General features: G+C 75.6%; 16 protein-coding genes. 13 read left to right on the top strand and 3 right to left on the bottom strand.

Annotated elements, in window-relative coordinates; genetic code table 11:
* Positions 1-14 precede the first annotated feature (14 nt).
* Positions 15-1,217, bottom strand: coding sequence for an AfsR/SARP family transcriptional regulator (locus ABZ924_RS03620; RefSeq protein ID WP_361903474.1), 1,203 nt, complete (start codon positions 1,215-1,217; stop codon positions 15-17).
* 182 nt (positions 1,218-1,399) lie between these two features.
* Between ABZ924_RS03620 and ABZ924_RS03615 the strand changes: the two genes are divergently transcribed.
* From ABZ924_RS03615 to ABZ924_RS03595, 5 genes are all read left to right on the top strand, one after another.
* On the top strand, positions 1,400-2,221 hold the full coding sequence (locus ABZ924_RS03615; protein ID WP_361903472.1) for an AfsR/SARP family transcriptional regulator: 822 nt from the start codon (positions 1,400-1,402) through the stop codon (positions 2,219-2,221).
* A gap of 110 nt (positions 2,222-2,331) precedes the next feature.
* Complete coding sequence (locus tag ABZ924_RS03610) at positions 2,332-3,198, top strand: alpha/beta fold hydrolase (RefSeq protein ID WP_361903469.1); 867 nt, start codon at positions 2,332-2,334, stop codon at positions 3,196-3,198.
* On the top strand, positions 3,195-4,463 hold the full coding sequence (locus ABZ924_RS03605; protein ID WP_361903466.1) for a beta-ketoacyl-[acyl-carrier-protein] synthase family protein: 1,269 nt from the start codon (positions 3,195-3,197) through the stop codon (positions 4,461-4,463). The genes ABZ924_RS03610 and ABZ924_RS03605 overlap by 4 nt, the downstream gene beginning before the upstream one ends.
* 2 nt (positions 4,464-4,465) lie before the next feature.
* Positions 4,466-5,743 (top strand): ketosynthase chain-length factor, encoded by a 1,278-nt coding sequence (locus tag ABZ924_RS03600; protein ID WP_361903463.1) that lies wholly within the window; start codon positions 4,466-4,468, stop codon positions 5,741-5,743.
* Between the two features lie 74 nt (positions 5,744-5,817).
* Complete coding sequence (locus ABZ924_RS03595) at positions 5,818-6,081, top strand: acyl carrier protein (protein WP_361903461.1); 264 nt, start codon at positions 5,818-5,820, stop codon at positions 6,079-6,081.
* A 282-nt stretch (positions 6,082-6,363) separates the two neighbouring features.
* On the opposite strand, the gene ABZ924_RS03590 is transcribed toward ABZ924_RS03595, so the two are convergent.
* Positions 6,364-6,828 (bottom strand): nuclear transport factor 2 family protein, encoded by a 465-nt coding sequence (locus ABZ924_RS03590; protein WP_361903458.1) that lies wholly within the window; start codon positions 6,826-6,828, stop codon positions 6,364-6,366.
* 141 nt (positions 6,829-6,969) lie between these two features.
* Here ABZ924_RS03590 and ABZ924_RS03585 point away from each other — a divergent pair, with 141 nt between their 5' ends.
* The 6 genes from ABZ924_RS03585 (at position 6,970) to ABZ924_RS03560 (ending at position 15,685) form a co-directional block, all read left to right on the top strand.
* Positions 6,970-8,547 carry a class I adenylate-forming enzyme family protein gene (locus tag ABZ924_RS03585; RefSeq protein WP_361903455.1) on the top strand — a complete coding sequence of 526 codons (1,578 nt, stop codon included), beginning with the start codon at positions 6,970-6,972 and terminating at the stop codon, positions 8,545-8,547.
* 96 nt (positions 8,548-8,643) lie between these two features.
* Positions 8,644-10,452 (top strand): FAD-dependent oxidoreductase, encoded by a 1,809-nt coding sequence (locus tag ABZ924_RS03580; RefSeq protein ID WP_361903452.1) that lies wholly within the window; start codon positions 8,644-8,646, stop codon positions 10,450-10,452.
* The gene (gene fabG, locus ABZ924_RS03575) at positions 10,449-11,312 is read left to right on the top strand and encodes a 3-oxoacyl-ACP reductase FabG (protein ID WP_361903450.1); all 864 of its coding nucleotides are present in this window, start codon (positions 10,449-10,451) and stop codon (positions 11,310-11,312) included. Before ABZ924_RS03580 ends, fabG begins: the two co-directional genes overlap by 4 nt.
* On the top strand, positions 11,312-12,274 hold the full coding sequence (locus ABZ924_RS03570) for an aromatase/cyclase (protein ID WP_361903447.1): 963 nt from the start codon (positions 11,312-11,314) through the stop codon (positions 12,272-12,274). The genes fabG and ABZ924_RS03570 overlap by 1 nt, the downstream gene beginning before the upstream one ends.
* A gap of 103 nt (positions 12,275-12,377) precedes the next feature.
* Entirely contained in the window at positions 12,378-13,334 is a 957-nt protein-coding gene (locus ABZ924_RS03565; protein WP_361903444.1) for an aromatase/cyclase, read from the top strand.
* Positions 13,335-13,540: 206 nt separating this feature from the next.
* Positions 13,541-15,685 carry a condensation domain-containing protein gene (locus tag ABZ924_RS03560; protein ID WP_361903441.1) on the top strand — a complete coding sequence of 715 codons (2,145 nt, stop codon included), beginning with the start codon at positions 13,541-13,543 and terminating at the stop codon, positions 15,683-15,685.
* Positions 15,686-16,209: 524 nt separating this feature from the next.
* Here the strand turns inward: ABZ924_RS03560 and ABZ924_RS03555 are convergent.
* Positions 16,210-16,977 (bottom strand): alpha/beta fold hydrolase, encoded by a 768-nt coding sequence (locus ABZ924_RS03555; protein WP_361903438.1) that lies wholly within the window; start codon positions 16,975-16,977, stop codon positions 16,210-16,212.
* A gap of 228 nt (positions 16,978-17,205) precedes the next feature.
* Between ABZ924_RS03555 and ABZ924_RS03550 the strand changes: the two genes are divergently transcribed.
* Positions 17,206-19,059, top strand: coding sequence for an acyl-CoA dehydrogenase (locus ABZ924_RS03550; RefSeq protein WP_361903435.1), 1,854 nt, complete (start codon positions 17,206-17,208; stop codon positions 19,057-19,059).
* Between the two features lie 53 nt (positions 19,060-19,112).
* The gene (locus ABZ924_RS03545; protein ID WP_361903432.1) at positions 19,113-19,976 is read left to right on the top strand and encodes a 4'-phosphopantetheinyl transferase superfamily protein; all 864 of its coding nucleotides are present in this window, start codon (positions 19,113-19,115) and stop codon (positions 19,974-19,976) included.
* Positions 19,977-20,002 lie beyond the last annotated feature (26 nt).

Here is a 20,002-nt window from a genome sequence, read left to right as displayed (position 1 = left end):
GGAAGGCGGGGCGATCAGACGAGTTGGCCGTCCGGAAAAAGGTTCGGGAGCCCGGAGATTTCGAGCAGGCCCGGATCGGCCGGGAGTTCGGGGAGTTCGCCAATCCCCTCGGTGTTCGAGTAGCCGGCGGCGTTCGGGGCGTGGGCTGTGTCCGCGGTGTTCGCGGTGTTCGGATTCCGCGTCACAGCCGCCCCCGCGGACAGCTGCTCGAAACGGTGCACCAGCGCCTGCTGCTGCCGGGCCAAGGCCTCGATGCGCTCGCCCAGCCGGACGATCTCGCCGCCGAGCCGGTGCAGCTCCCCCTGCCCGTCCCGCAGCGCCTCCCCCTCCACGACCGGGGCCGCCGCCCCGGCCGGGACCCGCGGGGGCGCGGCCGGCGACGGGGCTGCCGGCGGGGGCGGCGCGGCCAGCGAGGGGGCGTGCCGCAGGATCTCGTCCAGCCGGCCGCGCAGCGCCGGCCCCGGCTCCACGCCGAGCCCGTCGACCAGCCGTCGGCGGGCCCGCTCGTACACGCCGAGCGCCTCACCCTGCCGCCCGCCCCGGTACAGGGCCAGCATCAGCAGGTCGTAGAACCGCTCCCGCAGCGGGTGCTCGGCCGTCAGCCGCTCCAGCTCGCGGACGGCCGCGCCGTGCCGCCCGCCCGCCAGGTCCGCCTCGTACAGCGTCTCCAGCGTGGTCAGCCGCAGCTCCTCCAGCCGGTCCGCCTCCCCCGCGCAGATCGGCCCGCGCAGGCTGCCGTCGAGCGCGGGCCCGCGCCACAGCGCGAGCGCCGAGCGCAGCAGGCCGGCAGCGCGTCCGGGGTCGTCGGCCAGGAGCGAGCGCCCCTCGGCCGACAGCGCGTGGAAGCGCCGGGCGTCACCGGCGGCGCCGTCCGGCCGCAGCAGGTAGCCCAGGGCGTGCGTGCCGATCCACTCCGCGCGGCGGCCGTCCGGCCCGGGCGGCGCGACGGGCAGCACCCTGCGCAGCCGGGCCACATGGGCCTGCAGCGCATTGGACCCGCCGGCCGGCGGCCGGTCGCCCCACAACTCGTCGACGAGCCGCTCGGTGCCGAGCACCTCGCCCGCCCGCACGACGAGCGCGGCGAGCAGGGAGCGCTGCTTGGCGCCCGAGGGCACGACGCGCAGGCCCGTCCGGTGGTCGTACACCTCCACCGGGCCCAGGACGCGGAACTCCACCCCGCCGTTCTGGCTCTTCCCGCCGTGCGCGGAGAATTCCATGCGCCCCCTCCTCCCGGTGGCTCTTTCGCGAATGTAGCAGCCCGTACCGCCTCTGCAAGCACAGCGGTCGGAGGGCTGCTCGACGGCTGCTCGAGAATTCGGGGACATTGTCCGGGGCCCCGCTACCGTTCCCGTTCGGAGTCTGAAAATCGATGGGACTCGACAAACAGGCGGAGGAATCCATGAAGATTCAGGTTCTGGGTCCGTTGAGTGCCGAAGTCAACGGGGCGTCGATTGTTCCGACGGCCGGCAAGCCGCGGCAGATCCTGGCACTGCTCGCCCTCTACCCGGGCCGGGTGATGCCCGTACCCACCCTCATGGAGGAGATCTGGGGCACGAACCTTCCGCAGAGCGCACTGACCACCCTCCAGACGTACATCCTCCAGCTGCGCCGGCGCCTGGGCACCGCCATGGGCCCGGGCGCCCCGGGCAGTGCCAAGGACGTCCTCGCCACCCGGCACGGCGGCTACCTGCTCCAGGTGCAGCCGGAGTCCGTCGACGTCCACACGTACGAACGCCTCGTCGCCGGCGGCCAGAGCGCGTTCGAGGAGGGCGACGACGAGCAGGCGGCCGGCCTGCTGCGCCAGGCGCTCGCCATGTGGCAGGGGCCGGCGCTGGTCGACGTACGCGTCGGCCCCATCCTGGAGATCGAGGTGATGCGGCTGGAGGAGAGCCGCCTCGTCACCGTCGAGCGGCGCATCGACGCCGACCTGCGGCTCGGCCGGCACACCGAACTGCTCGCGGAACTCGCCGAGCTGATCGCCCGCCACCCGCAGCACGAGGGCCTGCACTCCCAGGCGATGGTCGCCCTGTACCGCTCGGGCCGCCAGGCCACCGGCCTGGACGTGTACCGGCGGCTGCGCACCCGGCTCATCGACGAACTCGGCGTCGAGCCCTCGCCGCAGCTCCAGCGCCTGCACCAGGCGATGCTGACCGTCGACCCGGCCCTGGACGTGATCGCGGGCCCGCGCCGCGGCTCGACCTTCGACCTGTACGCGGCGTAGCGGGGTTCGAGCCCGTCTCCAGCGGCTTCCGCCAGGGTCGAGGGCGACGACCCGGGCGGGACAGCGGGCACCGCACGGTGCAGGGACCGGGCAGACCAGGGAGGGCGGCGATGGCGCAGCCGGCGCACACCGCGCAGACGGGCCCCACGGGGCACACGGCGGTACGACTGCACTGCTTCGCGCACGCAGGGGCCGGGGACTCCGCGTTCCGGCGGTGGAGGCGGGCCGTCGGCAGCGGGGTCGAGGCCGTCTCCTGGCCGCTGCCCGGCCGCGACCGGCGCCGCCGCGAGCCGCGGATCACCACCCGCGAGGAGCTCCTCGCCGACCTCAAGCCGCTGTTCGAGCAGCTCGCCGACGAGCCCGACGTGCCGTACGTGCTCTACGGGCACAGCCTCGGCGGCACCGTCGCCTACACCGTGGCCCGCGCCCTCGCCGAGGCCCGGCTGCCGCAGCCCGCCCTCGTCGCCATCGGCGCCTGCCCGCCGCCCGACGCCCCCGCCGCCCTCGCGGGCGCGGCCGGCCTGCCCGACGCCGAACTCCTGGCCGTGCTCGAGCGGTACGGGGCCGCGCCGCCCGGCGCGGAGCCCGGCGACCTGTGGCACCGCATGGTCCTCCCCGTCCTGCGCGACGACCTGCACCTGGCCCTGGACCTGCGCACCGCCGCCGAGGAGCCGCTCGCCGTACCGCTGCTCGCCGTGAACGGCACCGAGGACCGGCTCGCGGACGCCGCCGCGCTCGCCGGCTGGCAGCGCTGGACCACCGGCCGGGTCGTGCGGCGCACCCTGCCCGGCGGGCACTTCTTCGTACGCGGGCCCGAGCTGCCCCGGCTGCTGGGCCGGGCGGCCCGCACCGCGGCGCGCATCGCCGCGCGCGGCCGGCACACGGACGGCATCGACACCACGAACGGCATCCACAGCAGGAACAGCATCGACACCACGAACGGCATCGACAGCACGGACAGGGGAGAAGGGCGATGAGGCGGCGCGTCGTCATCACGGGCATCGGGGTCGTCGCCCCCGGCCGCCCCGGCACCAAGGAGTACTGGTCGCTGCTGACCGAGGGGCGCACCGCCACCCGCGCCATCTCCCTCTTCGACGCCTCCTCCTTCCGCTCCCGCATCGCCGCGGAAGCCGACTTCGACCCGCTCGAACACGGGCTCACCCCCGACCGGGCCCAAGCCCTCGACCGGGCAGCCCAGTTCGCCGTCGTCAGCGCCCGCGAGGCCCTCGCCGCCGCCGGTGCGGACGGCGCCTTCGACCCGGTGCGCACCGGCGTCACCCTCGGCAGCGCCCTGGGCTGCACCAGCGCACTGGACGCCCAGTACGGGGCCGTCAGCGACGCCGGCGCGCGCTGGCTCGTCGACCACACCAAGGCCGTACCGCACCTCTACGACTACTTCGTGCCCAGCTCCATGGCGGCCGAGGTGGCCCGTACCGCCGGCGCCCAGGGACCGGTCTCCCTCGTCTCCACCGGCTGCACCTCCGGGCTGGACGCCATCGGGCACGCCGTCGACCTGATCCGCGAGGGCAGCGCCGACGTGATGGTGGCCGGCGCCACCGAAGCGCCCGTCACCCCCATCACGGTGGCCTGCTTCGACGCGATCCGCGCCACCTCCACCCGCAACGACGACCCGGCCACCGCCTCCCGCCCCTTCGACGCCACCCGCAACGGGTTCGTCCTCGGCGAGGGAGCAGCCGTCCTCGTCCTGGAGGAGTACGGGCACGCCCGCCGCCGCGGCGCGCACATCCACGCCGAGATCTCCGGCTTCGCCTCGCGCAGCAACGCGTACCACATGACCGGACTGCGCCCCGACGGCGCGGAGATGGCCGCCGCGATCACCGCCGCCCTCGACGAGGCACGGCTCGCCCCCGAGCGGATCGACTACATCAACGCGCACGGCTCCGGCACCAAGCAGAACGACAAGCACGAGACCGAGGCCTTCAAGCGCAGCCTCGGCCGGCACGCGTACGAGGTGCCGGTCAGCTCCGTCAAATCGATGATCGGGCACTCGCTGGGCGCGATCGGGGCCCTGGAGGTCGCCGCCTGCGCCCTCGCCATCGAGCACGACCTCGTACCGCCGACGGCGAACCTGCACGAGCCCGATCCGGCCTGCGACCTCGACTACACCCCGCTGACCGCCCGCGCCCAGCGCACCGACGCGGTGCTGACCGTCGGCAGCGGCTTCGGGGGCTTCCAGAGCGCCATGATCCTGACCAGCCCCACGCTGAAGGCGGAGGACTGACCGTGACGACCACTTCAGCCGCCGTATCCGACGCCGTCTTCACGGGGATCGGCGTGGCCGCCCCGAACGGGCTGGGCGTACGGGCCTGGTGGGCCGCCGTGCTGCGCGGCGAGAGCGGCATCCGCCCGCTCACCCGTTTCGACGCCTCCCCCTACCCGGCGCGGCTGGCGGGGGAGGTCCCCGGCTTCGTCGACGAGGACCACGTCCCGAACCGGCTGCTCCAGCAGACCGACCGGGTCACCCGGCTGTCCCTGGCCGCCGCGAAGGAGGCCCTCGACGACGCAGGGGCCGACCCCGCCGAGCTGCCCGAGTACGCCGCCGGCGTGGTCACCGCGAACTCCGCCGGCGGGTTCGAGTTCGGGCAGCGCGAGCTCCAGGCGCTGTGGAGCCGGGGCGGCCGGCACGTCAGCGCCTACCAGTCCTTCGCCTGGTTCTACGCGGTCAACAGCGGCCAGATCTCCATCCGGCACGGGCTGCGCGGCGCCAGCGGCGTCCTCGTCGCAGAACAGGCCGGCGGGCTCGACGCGGCCGCCCACGCCCGCCGCCAGATCCGCAAGGGCGCCCACCTCGTCGTCACCGGCGGGATCGACTCCGCGCTGTGCCCGTGGGGCTGGGCCGCCCACCTCGCGGGCGGCGGGCTCAGCACCGCCGAGGACCCGGCCCGGGCCTACCTGCCCTTCGACCGGGACGCGAAGGGGTACGTCCCCGGGGAGGGCGGCGCCCACCTCGTCCTGGAGGACGCGGACGCAGCCCGCCGGCGCGGGGCCCGCGTGTACGGGACGCTCGCCGGACACGCCGCCGCCTTTGACGCCTTCGACGCCTTCGGCGGCGCGGACGGCGGGGACGGCGGGGATGGCGGCCCCGGAGGGTGCCGGCTCGGGGCCGCCGCCGCGGGGGCCCTCGCCGACGCCGGGCTGGAACCGGCCGACGTCGACGTGGTCTTCGCCGACGCCGCGGGCAGCCGCGCCGCCGACCGGCGCGAGGGCGAGGCCCTCACCGCCTTGTTCGGCGAGCGCGGGGTCCCCGTCACCGCGCCCAAGTCGATGACCGGCCGCCTCCTGGCCGGCGGCGGCGCCCTGGACCTCGCCGCCGCGCTGCTCGCCCTGCGCGACCAGGTCGTCCCCCCGACCACGGGCACCACGGCACCCGCCGACGACTGCCCCCTCGACCTCGTCACCGGCGCGCCCCGGACCGGGATCCGGCTGCGCACCGCACTGGTCCTGGCCCGAGGCCGCGGCGGCTTCAACTCCGCGGCCGTGGTCCGCGCCCCGGGCGCCTGACCCACGGCCCTCCGCCGCTCTCTTTCCTCCCGCCCCCTTGACCCGCCCGTACTCGACCGGAACAGAGGTATGCCATGGACCGCCTGGAACTCGACCAGCTCAAGCGCATCCTGCGTGAGTGCGCGGGTGAGGAGGAGGGCGTCGACCTCGACGGCGACGTCCTGGACCAGTACTGGTTCGAGCTCGGCTACGACTCCCTCGCCGTCCTCCAGGCCACCGGCTGGATCGAGCGGGAGTTCGACGTCGTGCTCGACGGGGAGGACTTCGACGACGCCGACACGCCGCGGCGCTACCTCGACATGGTCAACCGGGTCCTGGCCGAGCGCGCCTCCGTCTGACCCCAGGCACCCGTACCGCCCGTACCGCCCGCACCGCCCTTAGGCTCCGCCCGGCCGTCGTCCGCTGCGCGGAGCTTTCCCCCACCCCGCCCCTTCCCGAAACCGGGCTCCGCCCGGACCCGCGCCTCAATCGCCGGCGGGGCTCAAAGGTCGGGGCTTCGCCCCGGACCCCGCGCCTCAAACGCCGGCGGGGCTGATTTCAGCCCGCGCGGCGTTTGAGCGCACCGGGCGCGGAGCGCCCGGAACCAGCCCGGCAGGGCGCCGAGGCCCGCCGCCGGGCGGTCATGCGAGGTCGTCGCGGGTGACCAGGCGGTGGTTGGTCCGCCAGCGGCCGCGGCAGAGGACCAGTTCGTCCTCCATCACGCACACCCGGTGCACCCGGGACACCCCGCCGCGCGGCGTCATGTACACGAGGGCGTAGGCGCGGGTGCGCAGCGTGCCGTTCGACTGCGGCTGTACGTCCAGCATGCCGATCCAGTGGCGCAGCTGCTCGCCGCTCCTGTCCTGCGCCTCCCGGTTCCGCCGCACGTTCGCGGCGAGCGCGGTGCGCCCGCGCACCGGCTCCGGCAGGGTCGGCACGTCGAAGACGGCGTTCTCGGTGAACGTGCCCGCCCACCGCTCCGCCTCGAAGGAGTCGAACAGCTGCATCTGGTGCGCGTAGAACTGCTGGACCTCCGCGTACAGGAGGCCGAACTCGCGCTCCGACAGGGGGAGCGGGCGGGCGGGGGCGGCAGCCATGGCGGTCATTCGGCGGCTCCGTTCTGTTGGGTTACCGCAGTTTCTGCGGTGCAGATCGAGCACCCTTCGAAGACTCCTCAAGCGCTTCTGGCCACGGTGGTGAGCGTGCCGCAGCCGCGACCGCCCTTTCGGGAGCCAGGAGGACGCACCATGCCGAAACCCGTGTATCCGCACCTCCCGCTGGACGGCCTGCTGCGCCGCGCCGCCGTCCGCGACCCCGCCGGCTGGGCGGTGCGCACCGGCCCGTCCACCGTCACGTTCGCCGAGCTCGACGCGCAGGCCGACCGCATCGCCGCCCACCTGGAGCAGGACTGCGGCCGCCGCGGGGCCCGCGTCGGCGTCGCCAACACCCTCGACCCGGTCTTCGCCGCCGCCTACTACGGGACGGTGCGCAGCGGGAACACCGTCGTGCTGGTCAACCCGCTGCTCAAGGAGACGGGCCTGGTCCACGTCTTCACCGCCGCCGCCGTCGAGGTGGCGTTCGTACCGACCGCGACCGCGGAGCTGCTGCTGAAGCTGTCCGACCGGCTGCCCGCCCTGCGTACCGTCGTGGTGACGGACGCCCCCGACGGGGTGGTCCCCGGCGACGCCGTGCCGCTGGCCGAGGTGCTGGACCGCACGGCCGAGCCGAGCGCCCTGCCCGAGGCCGTCGACCTGGACGCCGACGCGTGCATCCAGTTCACCACCGGCACCACCGGCCGGCCCAAGGGCGTCCGCCTCACCCACCGCAACCTGGTCGCCAACGCCGCGCAGATCTCCGCCGCCCACCGGCTCGGCAGCGACTCGGTCCTGCTCAACCACCTGCCGCTGTACCACGTGATGCACCTCAACTCGGCGGTGTACGCGGGGGCCTGCCAGGTGCTGTGCCCCGACCCCGATCCGATCGCCTCCCTCGCCCTGGCCGCCGAGGTGTCGGCCACCCACTACTACGGGCTGCCCGCCCGCCTGCACGCCCTGGCCCTGGACGACCGGATCACCGGCCCGTTCCCGGCCGGCCGCAGCCTGACCGCCGTCCTGTCCGGCGGTACCGCACTGGCCTCCGGAGCCGCCCGGGCGCTGTCCGAGCGCCTCGGCGTGCCCGTCGTCCAGGGCTACGGGATGGCCGAGCTGTCCCCGCTCTCCCACTGCCAGGACCCGCGCAAACCCAAGGCCGGGTCGGTGGGCCCGCCCGTGCCCGGCACCGAATGCCGCATCGTCCACCTGGACACGCGCGCCCCGCTCGACGTGTACGCCACCGGCGAGGTGCAGGTCCGCGGGCCGCAGGTGATGGCCGGCTACCTCGACGACACCGAGCCGCCGCGCATCGACGCCGACGGCTGGTTCTCCACCGGGGACGTCGGCTACCGCAACGAGGACGGCGTGCTGTTCCTCGTGGACCGGCTCGGCGACGTCTTCAAGTACGACAACGAGCTCGTCTCGCCCAGCACCGTCGAAGAGGTCGTGCGCGCCGACCCGCGGGTCGCCGACTGCATCGTCAGCGGCTGGCCCGACCCCGTGCACGGGGCCGTCGTATGGCTGGGGCTCGTCCTGCGCGACCCCACCGCCCCCGGACTCCTCGACCGGATCGACTCCATCGTCGAGGGGGCGGGCGAGCGGCTCACCGAGGCCGAGCAGATCCGCCGCGTCGAGGTCCTCGACGCGGTCCCGCGCAACCACGTCGGCAAGCCCGAACGCGCCGCCCTGCGCCGGGACATCCGCCGGCGCGCGGCGGCCGAAGCGGCCCTGTGACCTCCGGCCCGTCCCTGTGACCTCCGGCCCCTTGCCGCCCCTGTCCGTGCACCTGCCCGTACGAACGACCCACCACCGATCAGAGGAGCCACCGCAATGCGGACCTACACCGGCACAGGTGCCGGCCCCGGCACACCGACGACGCGGGGCCGGGCCGCCCGGGTGCTCGTGGTGGGCGCCGGCCCCGTCGGCCTGACCGCCGCGCACGAACTCGCCCGCCGCGGCCTGCGCGTCCGCCTCGTCGACGCCGCGCCCGGACCGGCCGCCACCAGCCGCGCCGTGGCCGTACACCCGCGCACCCTGGAGACCTTCGACCAGATGGGCGTGATCGACGGCGTGCTCGCCTCGGGCCGCAAGAACCGCGCCTTCACCATGTACGCCGGCGGCCACCGGCTCGTCCGCCTCGAAGCCGACTACGCCTCGATGCCCACCCGCTTCCCGTACACCGTCGTCATCGAGCAGACCCGCACCGAGGAGCTGCTGCGCGAGGCCGTCGCCCGGCTCGGCGTCCGCATCGAGTGGGGCGTGCGGCTGACCGGCCTCACCCAGGACGCGGCCGGCGCCACAGCCCTCCTGCAGCACGCCGACGGCACCGCCGAGGAGTACGCGGTGCCCTGGCTCGTGGGCTGCGACGGCGGCCACAGCACCGTCCGCAAGGAGCTCGGGCTGCCGCTGATCGGCGAGTCCCGCGACACCTGGGAGCTCGCCGACGCCGAGGTCGACACCGACCTGCCGCCCGACACCATCTACTGGGCGCACACCGGCGGCCAGGCCCTGATGATGGTCCCGTACCGCGAGGACGGCCGCTGGCGGCTCCTCGACACCGCACCCGACCGCCGCCCCGGCGAGTCCGCCGACGCCGAGGACGTCGCCCGCCGGTTCTCCGCGAAGCTCAGCGCGGGCCTCGGCCGGCCCGTGCGGGTCGGACCGCCGTCATGGAACTCGGTGTTCACCTTCCAGCAGCGCATGGTGCCCCGCATGCGCGAGGGCCGCTGCTTCGTCGCGGGCGACGCCGCCCACGTCCACAGCCCCGCCTCCGGCCAGGGCATGAACACCGGCATCCAGGAGGCGTACAACCTGGGCTGGAAGCTCGCCATGGTCGACCACGGCCAGGCCGGGCAGGAGCTCCTCGCCACCTACGGGCTCGAACGGGTCCCGGTCGGACGGGCGCTGCTCGGATCGACCCGCAAGGCCACTTTCCTGGTGCAGTTCAAGAACCGGCTGGCCGGCGTGGCGCTGCCGGTCGTCTTCTCCCTCGTCCGGGCCGTCCCGCCGCTGCGCCGGGCCATCCAGCGCAAGGTCCTCGGCGGGATGTCCGGGCTGCGCCTGGCCTACCCGGACAGCCCGCTGACCACGCCCGGCAAGGGACCGGCGCCGGCGCTCCCCGCGGGCACCCGTGCCGCCGCGGCCGCGGCCCGGCACCCCGACGACCCCGGCTCGGTGGCGTTGCGCGCCGAACTCCGCGACACCCGCTGGACGCTGCTGTGGGCGGCGGCCGGCCCCGGCGAGGCGCTGCGGGTGGCCCGCGCCTCCGCCGCCGAGCACGGCGACTGGCTCTCGGTCCGCACCCTCGGCGACGGCATCGGCGGCGGCCCCGCCCCGCTGGCCGACCCGGCCGGGCTGCTGCGCCGCTCGCTGGGCCTGGGCCCGGGGGGCTGGGTGCTGATCCGGCCCGACGGCTACCTCGCGGCCGGCGGCCCGACGCTGAGCTGGCGCGATCTGGAGCGGGCCCTCTCCCCGCTGGGCCGGCTCGCCACCGTCCACTGCCTGCGCCCGCGCTCGGCGGCCCGGGCACCGGTCCAGGCACCGGTCCAGGCGCCGGTCCTCGAGCAGACTTCCGGCGGCTCTCCAGAGGTCCGGGACACGGTCGAAACCACACCACGAGTCCTGGAGGGTCAGCGATGACAGCACCGTCAGTGGCACCGTCGGCTTCAGCCCCGGCGCCGGCTGCCGCGCCGAGACCGGCGGCCCCGGCCTGGCCGGCCTCGCCGCCGCAGCCGGTCGCCCTGGTCACCGGCGGCACCAGCGGCATCGGGCTGGCCGTCGCCCGGGACCTGGGCCGACGCGGCCACCGGGTGTTCCTGTGCGCGCGGACCGCCGACTCCGTCAAGCAGACCGTCCAGGACCTGCGCGCCGAGGGCCTCGACGTCGAGGGCACCGCAGCCGACGTCCGCTCCCGGGAATCCGTCGCCGCACTGGTGGCCGCGGCCGTCGAGGAGTACGGCCCGGTCTCGGTCCTCGTCAACAACGCCGGGCGCAGCGGCGGCGGCCCGACCGCCGACATAACCGACGAGCTCTGGTACGACGTCATCGACACCAACCTCAACAGCGTCTTCCTGCTCACCCGGGAGGTCCTGAAGAACGGCGGTCTCGAGGGCGCCCCCTGGGGCCGCATCATCAACATCGCCTCCACGGCCGGCAAGCAGGGCGTCCTGCTCGGCGCCCCCTACTCGGCCTCCAAGCACGCCGTCGTCGGCTTCACCAAGGCCCTCGGCAAGGAGCTCGCCCCGACCGGCATCACCGTCAACGCCGTCTGCCCCGGCTACGTCGAGACCCCGATGGCCGAGCGCGTCCGCGCCGGGTACGCCGCGGCCTGGGGCACCACCACCGAGGACGTGCAGGAGCAGTTCGAGGCGAAGATCCCGCTGGGGCGCTACGCCACCCCCGAGGAGGTCGCGGCCATGGTCGGCTACCTGACCACCGACCTCGCCGCGGCCGTCACCGCGCAGGCGCTCAACGTCTGCGGCGGGCTGGGCAACTTCTGATGGCGGCCGAGCAGATGCACCGTACGGTGCACGAGACCGAGGTCGACGCGCCCGCCGGCGTGGTCTACGGGCTGATCGCGGACCCCGTGCAGTGGCCGCTGTTCTTCCCGCCCAACGTGTACGTCGAACGCCTCGCCTTCGACGGCACCGAGGAGCGGCTGCGGATGTGGGCCACCGCGGGCGGGCAGGTCAAGTCCTGGACCTCGCGCCGCGTCCTGGACGCCGGCGCCCGGCGGATCGAGTTCCGCCAGGAGATCGCGGCGGCCCCGCTGCGCGAGATGACCGGCACCTGGACCGTCGAGCCGCTCGGCGGCGAACGCTGCCGGCTGACCCTGCTGCACGACTTCCGCGTCGTCGGCGACCGGGCCGAGGACGTGGCCTGGGTCGAGCGGGCCACCGACACCAACAGCCGCGCCGAGCTGGGCAACCTGGCCCGGATCGCCGGCCGGTGGGCCCACATGGACCAGCTCGTCATGACCTTCGAGGACACGGTACGGGTCGACGCCCCGCCGCAGCTGGTGTACGCGTTCCTGGAGCGGGCCGAGCGGTGGCCCGACCTGCTGCCGCACGTCGCCCGGCTGGACCTGGCCGAGGAGGGGGACCTGCCCGGCGTGCAGCGCATCAGCATGGACACGGTGGTCGCGGACGGCTCCGCGCACACCACCGAGTCGGTGCGGGTCTGCTTCCCCGAGGCCGGCCGCATCGTCTACAAGCAGACCCGTACGCCCGCCCTGATGAGCGCGCACACCGGCGCCTGGACGGTCACCGGGGACGCCCGCCGCTCGACGGTCACCTCCCGGCACGGCGTCGTCCTGCGCCCCGACGCGGTCACCCGGGTGCTGGGCCCGACCGCCGACCTGGCCGCGGCCCGTACGTACGTCCGCGACGCCCTGGGCCGCAACAGCACCGCCACCATGGCGTACGCCAAGCGGTACGCGGAGACGGCGGTCGGGTCCCGGTGAGGGGGCCGGCGACGGGAGTCTGTCAAGCGCGGCTCCGGCGCCGCTCCGACGGTGCTCCACCACGCTCGGACAGACTCTGGATGACCAGTGAGGGAGGTGTGTGATGGCGGTCCAGCGAGTGCACCGGACGTCGTACGCCGTGGACGTCGCAGCGCCGGCCGGCGTGGTCTACGGACTGGTGGCGGACACGACCCAGTGGCCGTTGTTCGTCCCCGCGAGCATCCACGTGGAACGGCTGGACTTCGACGGGGTCCAGGACCGGTTCCACATGTGGGCCACCGCGAACGGCACCGTCAGGTCCTGGCTGTCGCGCCGCACCCTCGACGCGGAAGCCCGGCGCATCGACTTCCGGCACGAGCTGCCGGCCGCCCCCACCACGGCGATGGGCGGCAGCTGGAGCGTGGAGCCGCGCGGCGCCGACCGATGTCGGCTGGTGCTGGAGCACGACTTCACCGTCGCCGGGGACCGGCCGCAGGACGTCGCCTGGGTGCGGCGGGCCACCGACGACAACAGCCGCGCCGAGCTCGACCGGCTGAAGGAGACCGCCGAGCAGTGGACCCGCCTGGACGGGCTGCTGCTGAGCTTCGAGGACGCGGTACGGGTCGACGGCCCGGCCGAGCTCGTCTACGGATTCCTCTACGACGTGGCCGACTGGCCGCGGCTGATCCCGCACGTCGCGCGGCTCGACGTCACCGAGGACGAGCCCGGGGTGCAGCGCATGAGCATGGACACGGTGGTCGCGGACGGCTCCGCGCACACCACCGAGTCGGTGCGGGTCTGCTTCCCGCACGCCGGCCGCATCGTCTACAAGCAGACCGCCACGCCCGCGCTGATGGCGGCGCACACCGGCGAATGGTCCGTCATCCCCGACGAGACCGGCGTCACGGTGGTCTCCCAGCACAGCGTCCTGCTGCGCGAGGAGGCCGTCGAACGGGTGCTGGGCGCCGGAACCACCCTGGCCGAGGCCCGCGCGTACGTACGCGGGGCACTGGGCCGCAACAGCACGGCCACCCTCGAACTCGCCAAACGGCACGCGGAGAACGCCGTCCGCATGCTGTGAGGGCCGGCGCCGCCGGGCCGCTCGCCGCGGTCCGGGAAGAGCCGGGGCCGCGTCCGCGGTCCGGGGCCCCGCCGGAGCACCCACGCCGCTCCGGCGGGGCTGTGCCGCGGCACCGGCGGCGCGTCAGCGGCCCGTCAGCGATACGTGGCCACGCCATGCATACTCGTCCCCTTTGGAGTCGGAGTCCGATGCCGAACGGGGGAGAGATGACCGCTGCTGCCTCTGCCGTCTCCGTCACCGTGGTCATCGCCCCCGGCCCGGAGCCGGTCCTCCACCTCCACGGCCCACTGGACCAGGCCACCCTGGCGGCCCTGCCGCCGTACCCGCTGACCCGGCACACCCCCACGCACCACACCCTCCACCTCCCGCCGGACCACCCCCACGCGGGCACCCTGGCCGACCTCCTCACGGGCGCACCGGCGACCGCGTCCGGGAAGGCGGAGGCCACCGTGACCGCCGCGGCCACCGCGACCGCCGCGGGCCGCGGGGCCGGCCTGCCCGGGCTCGTCCGCGGGGGCGAATCGGCCGGCCCGGCCGGCCCGGCCGCACGGGCCGGGGGAGCGCGGGCGGTCGGCGGCGACGGTGTGGCCGGGCCGGCCCCTGCGGGAGTCGCCGCAACGGCCCCGCCCTCGTTGCCCGTCGGGGCGCGGCAGCGGGAGGTGCTGCTGGACGTGCTCGCCGCCCGGCCCGGTGCCGCCCTGCACGTCGAGCAGCTCCACTGGCGCTGGTACGGGCCGCTGGACACCCGCCGCTTCCACGCCGCCTGGCAGGCCGTCCACGACCGGGAGCCCGTCCTGCGGGCCGCGCTCGCGTCCGGCGCCGGCGGCCCGCACGTCGTCGTCCATCCGCACGCCGAGCCGGAACTCGTCCGGCACCCGTACGGATCCGCCGACTGGCACTCCCTGCTCGTCGGCGAACGCCTGCGCCCCTTCGACCTGCACCGCCCCGCCCCGCTGCGGATCGCCCTGCTCGACGAACAGGCCGGGCCCGCCGGGCCGACCCGGGTCATCCTGACCTACCACCACGCCCTGCTCGACGGCCGCAGCGTACGGCTGCTGCTGCGCGCCTTCCACCGCGCGTACCTGGCCGAGGGGCGCGCCCGGGGCGGGGAGCGGCGTCCCGACGTACGGGACCACCTGCGCTGGCTCGCCGGGCAGGACGACACCGCGCCCCGCGCCTACTGGGCCGGGGCCGCGCCGCCGCCCGGTGCGCGCACGCTGCCCGTGCCGGCCCCGGTCGGTGGGCCGGCCGGGGCCGGGCCGGCCCACCGGGGCCACGGCCGGACCCGGCACCGGCTGACCCCCGAGGAGGCGGTACGGCTGCGGCGTTGGGCCGCGGACCTGGGCGCCGCCGAGAGCACCGCTCTCGGCGCGGCCTGGGCGCTGCTGCTGCACCGCGCGACCGGCTCGGGCTCCCGGCCCGCCCCCGTCGCCTTCGCCGTCGGCGTCTCCGGGCGCGGCATCGCGCTGGAGGGCGCGGCCGGCATGCCCGCGCCGCTCCAGGGCCCGCTGCCGCTGCACGTACGCGTCGACCCGGCGGCGCCGGTGGCGGAGCTGCTGGCGGAGCTCGGGGAGCGGATGCTGGGCGCCTCGGCGTACGAGTGGGTCTCCCAGGGGCAGATCCACGCGTGGAGCGGGCGCGGGGCGCACGAGGAACTCACCGAGTCGGTGGTGTCGTTCGACCCGCCGGACGGGCCGCCGACGGCCCTGGAGGAGGAGCTGGCCGAGGAGGGCGTGCACCTCGGGGGGCCGCAGGCGGTGGACGCGTACACGCCGGTGCCGCTGAGCGTACGGGCCCACCACGACTGCGAGGGCGGCCTGGTCCTGACGGCCGTCAACGACCGGTCGCGGATCGGCGATGCGGAGGCGGGGGCGGCCCTCGCGCAGACCGCGCTGCTGCTGAGGGAACTCCCGTGCAGCGGGGACGGCTCGGCGCCGGCGCGGGACTACCTGTCCCTGCTCCCCGAGGCCGGGCCCGCCCGGCCCCGGCCGGAGGCCGCCACCGCGGCCGTGCTCCGCCCGGCCACACGCCCGCGCGCCGGGACGGTCGTGCTCCTTGCGCCGCCGGCAGCCGCCGGGGCCGACTGCCACGACGGACTCGCGGCGGCCTGGCGGGGGCCGCAGGCGCTGCTCACCGTGCGGGGGGCGGCCGACGCGCCGACGTGCCTCGCGGTGCTCCGGCCCCTGATCGCCGCCGGCGAACCCCTCCTGCTCGGCTGCGTCTCGGGCGGCGGCGAACTCGCGTACGAGATGGCCCACCGCCTCGCCGCCCACGGCTGGCCCCCACCCCTGATCGCGGTGGCCCCGACCCCCGCGGCCCTGCCCCCCACCCTCCACAGGGCCACCCACTGACCCGGAGCCCTGCCCCTGGCTGCGCATGCAGACGGGCCGGCTGCGCCGGGGCCCCGCCCCAGACCCCGCGCCTCAATCGCCGGCGGGGCTGGATTTTGCCGACGCTCGGCTTCGAGGGTGGCGGCTGGGTGTGCTGGGGCTCCGCCCCAGACCCGCGCCTCAAACGCCGGCGGGGCTGAGTTTGCCCACCCTCGGCTTCCAGAGTGGCGGCGGCTGCGTTGGGGCTCCGCCCCAAGCCCCGCGCCTCAAACGCCGGCGGGGCTGGATTTGCCGGCCCTCGGCCTCGAGGGTGGCGGCCGGATGTGCTGGGGCTCCGCCCCAGGCCCCGCGCGTCAATCGCCAGCCAACTCCGCTGACCTTCGAAGCCGAGGGTCGGCAAAATCCAGCCTCGCCGGCGATTGAGTGGGGGTCCCCCCGGACGGAGTCTGGGGGAGGGTCCGGGCGGAGCCGGGTGCCCGGCGGAGCCGGGTTGTCTGGGGCGCTGCCCCGGACCGGCGCCTCAAACGCCGGTGAGGCGAGCGGTCCTACCCGGCAGCCGGCGGCAGGAGGTGGGTGCGCAGGAGGGACGCCACCTCCGGAACTTGGGTGTTGAGGTAGAAGTGGCCGCCCGGGAACCAGTGGAACGTGGTTTCCGCGGTGGTGTGCGTGCGCCACGCCGCCGCCTCCTGGAGGGAGACCTTCGAGTCGGTCTGGCCGATCATCGCCACCACCGGGCAGGCCAGCGCCGGCCCCGGCCGGTACCGGTACCCCTGCGCCGCCCGGTAGTCCGCCCGCAGCACCGGCAGGTTCATCCGCAGGAGCTGCTCGTCGACGAGCAGCTCCTGCGGCGTGCCGCCCAGCTCCTTCACCGTCGACAGCACCCAGTCGTCGTCCTCGATGTTCGCGTATTCGCCCTCCCGGTGCGTGGACGGCGCCCGCCGGCTCGACGCGAACAACGTGAGCGGCGCGGTCCCCGCCGCCTCCAGCCGCAGCGCCAGCTCGAAGCCGACGGTCGCGCCGAGGCTGTGCCCGAACAGGGCCAGCGGCCGGTGGTCGTCCCACCCCTGCAGCTCCGCGAAGAGCCGGTCGGCCATCTCCCGTACGTCCGTGACGAACGGCTCCCCGCGTCGGTCCCCCCGCCCCGGGTACTGCACCGTGACCACGTCCAGCGCGGGTGACAGCGCCCGCGACAGCGGGTGGAAGTAGCTGGCCGAGCCGCCCGAGTGCGGCAGGCACATCAGCCGTACGGGTGCCTCCGGTGCCGGATGGAACCGGCGCACCCATGTGCCGGCCGCCGCGGTCGTCGCGCTCATCGCGCCCTCCCTGTGAGTCCAGTGCCTGCCCCGCCTTCCGGCCTACGGGCCTGAGGGCCTGCGGACCTGCGGAGCCCACCGGCAGTGTCCGGCCCCGCGGTGGGGTCGCCTTCGAACCGGCCTTGAGCCGTGCGTGCGGCGTTCCCCCGCCGGAGTTCGAGGGGGGCTCGACCGGACGTCGAGCATGCGCCACGACGCTGAACGTCCGTACGGCCCGGCCCGCGCCCTGTGACGAAGGAGCTGATCCACGCCACCATGGCCACCCTCACCGAGACCCAGACCCAGACCCAGACCCAGACCCTCACCGGCCGGGCCGCCGGCACCACCCCGGCACCCGCCCGGGACGCCGAGCACGAAGCCGCCCTCGCCCGCGCGGGCCGGCTCGACGCGCTCCTCGGCGCCCCCCTCGACCCGGCCAACCCGCACGGCCTCGCCGCCCTGATCGCCGCCGACGCCCGGCGCGAGCCGCCCGCGGCGACCGAGCAGCTGCTCGCCGAGACCGGCCTGGGCGCCGAGTTCGTACCCGCCGAGTTCGGCGGCCGCCTCACCCGCGCCGACCTGCTCGCCAAGGTCCTGCGCCCGGTTTTCCGCCGCGACGTCGCCCTCGGCTTCGGCTACGGCATCACCTCGCTCTTCGGCACCGCCGCCGTCTGGGCGGCCGGCACCGAGCGGCAGCGCGCCGACACCGCCGCGCTGCTGCTCGGCGGCGGCCGGGCCTCGATCGTCCACCACGAGGTCGCGCACGCGAACGCCATCCTGCGGGACGAGTTCACCGCCGCCCCCGGAGCGCCCGGAGTGCCCGGAGCCTCCGGCTACACGCTCAGCGGGCGCAAGGACGTCATCATGAACGCGGACCGCTCCGGCGCCTGGGTCGTCTGGGCCCGCACCGCCCCCGAACGCGGCCCGCGCAGCCACTCCGTGCTCCTGCTGCGCCCCGACGAGCTGCCCGCCGGCACCGTCGCCCGGCTGCCCCGCGTGCCCACCCCCGGCATGCGCGGCGGGCTGTTCTCCGGACTGGAGTTCACCGGCGTGCCCGTGCCCTCCTCCGCCCTGGTGGGCCGGCCCGGCGAGGGCGTGGCGCTCGCGCTGCGCACCTTCCAGGTCAACCGCTGCCTGATCCCCGCCCTGGCCGTCTCGGCCGCCGACACCGTCCTGCACTCCGCCGTCCGCGCGGTCTCCCCGGGCCGCGGCGGCCGCACCGTCCGGCGCTGGCACAAGCCGCTGACCGGGGTCTTCGCCGATCTCCTGGCCTGCGACAGCATGGCCACCGTCGCGCTGCGCTCGCTCAGCCTGCTGCCCGAGCGCGCCCACGTCCTGGCCGCCGCCGTGAAGTACGTCGTACCGGACCTGCTGCGCGAGGACCTCGAAGCGCTGGCCTCCGTCCTCGGCTCGCACGGCTACGAGCACGGCAGCCCCCAGTACGGCTCCCTCGACAAGCTGGTGCGCGACCTGCCCGTGGCGGGCCTCGGGCACACCGGTACGGCCGCCTGCCAGGCCGTCATCGTCCCGCAGCTGCGCAGCCTCGCCGAACGGTCCTGGTTCCGCGCCGAGGAGCCGCCGGCCGAGCTGTTCTCCGGCGGCGCGGGCCTGCCCTCGCTGGACTACCGGCTGCTCGGCATCGCCAGCGGTGACGACTTCCTCTCCGCCTCGCTCATCGGCTCCGCCGCCCGCCTCGCGGACCACCGGTCCGCCGCCGGCGGCGACACGGCCGTCCTCGCCGAGCTCGCCGAGACGTTCGTCGGCGAACTGCGCGGCCTGCGCGCCCGGTGCCGGCGGATCCCGGACGGCCGCGAAGCGCTCACCGACCCCGCCGTCGTCGTCCTCAGCGACCGCTACGCCCTCCTCCTCGCCGCGGCCGCCGTGCTCGGCGTATGGGAGGCCCGGCACGGCGCCGACGGCGCCGACCCGTTCCTCGCCGACCCGGCCTGGGCGGTCCTCGCCCTGACCCGGCTCGGCCGCCGCATGGGCATCGCGGTGCCCGAGCTGCCCGACGGCGTCCTCGACCGGGTGCTGCGGGAGCTGGTCGGCCGCTACGAGGACGGCCGCTCGTGCGACCTCGACGGCCTGCAGCTCGCGCACTGACACCCCGCCGGGCGCAGCCGCAGATCCGATGACCCCACAGGAGGAGCCACCCCATGCCGCCCACGCCGCCGCCCACGCCGGACCAGCGCACCGCGCCTGCGGACGAGCCGCGCACCGCCCCGCCCGTCCACGTCCCCGGCCCGCACGGACCGTGGGACGAGGTGCACCGGGGCCTCGACCGGCGCGGCAGCGCCGTGGTGTACGCGACCTGGGGCGAATGGCTGCCCGCGGCCCTGGCCGAACCGGGCCTGCGCCCGCTGCTGGGCCGGGACTGGCAGCGCTACCGCGGCACCGCGGACGCGGCGATCCGCTACCGCTTCGTCACTTCCCGGATGATCATCAAGTACACGGCGGCGGCCGCGCTGCGCACCGACCCGGCCGCGTTCGACCTCGCGTACAAGCTGGGCGGGCGGCCGTTCATCCGCGGCCTGGACCAGATCGACATCAGCCTGAGCCACACCGACGACCTGATCGCGGTCGGCGTCAGCCGCACCGGCCGGATCGGCGTCGACGTGGAGCCGGCCGACCGGCGGATGTCCTTCGAGCTGCTGCGCGGCCACATGTGCACCCCGGCCGAGCACGAGGAGCTGGAACGGATGTCCCAGGACCGCCAGGCCTCCGAACTGCTGCGCCTGTGGACCCTGAAGGAGGCCTACACCAAGGCACTCGGCCAGGGACTCCAGCTCGGCTTCACGGAGTTCGGCTTCGGCCTGGAGAGCGGCGGCCTGATCGCGCCGGACGGAACCCCGGCCGGCAGCGGCGAATGGGCCTTCACCACGCACCCGGTCCTGGGCCGCTACCTCCTGAGCACGGCCTGCCACGACACCGGCCTGGACCCGGCCCGCGACACCGCCGTGCACACCATGCTGGACCCGGCCTTCATGGACGCCGTCGAGGACGCCCTCGCCACCGGCTGACCGGGCCCGTCCCGGCGGCGCCGGCC

The sequence above is a fragment of the Streptomyces sp. NPDC046876 genome (assembly GCF_040645035.1).
Taxonomy (GTDB): Bacteria; Actinomycetota; Actinomycetes; order Streptomycetales; family Streptomycetaceae; genus Streptomyces.
Note: the sequence above shows the minus strand (reverse complement) of the source record. Positions and strands in the feature narration are given on the sequence as shown.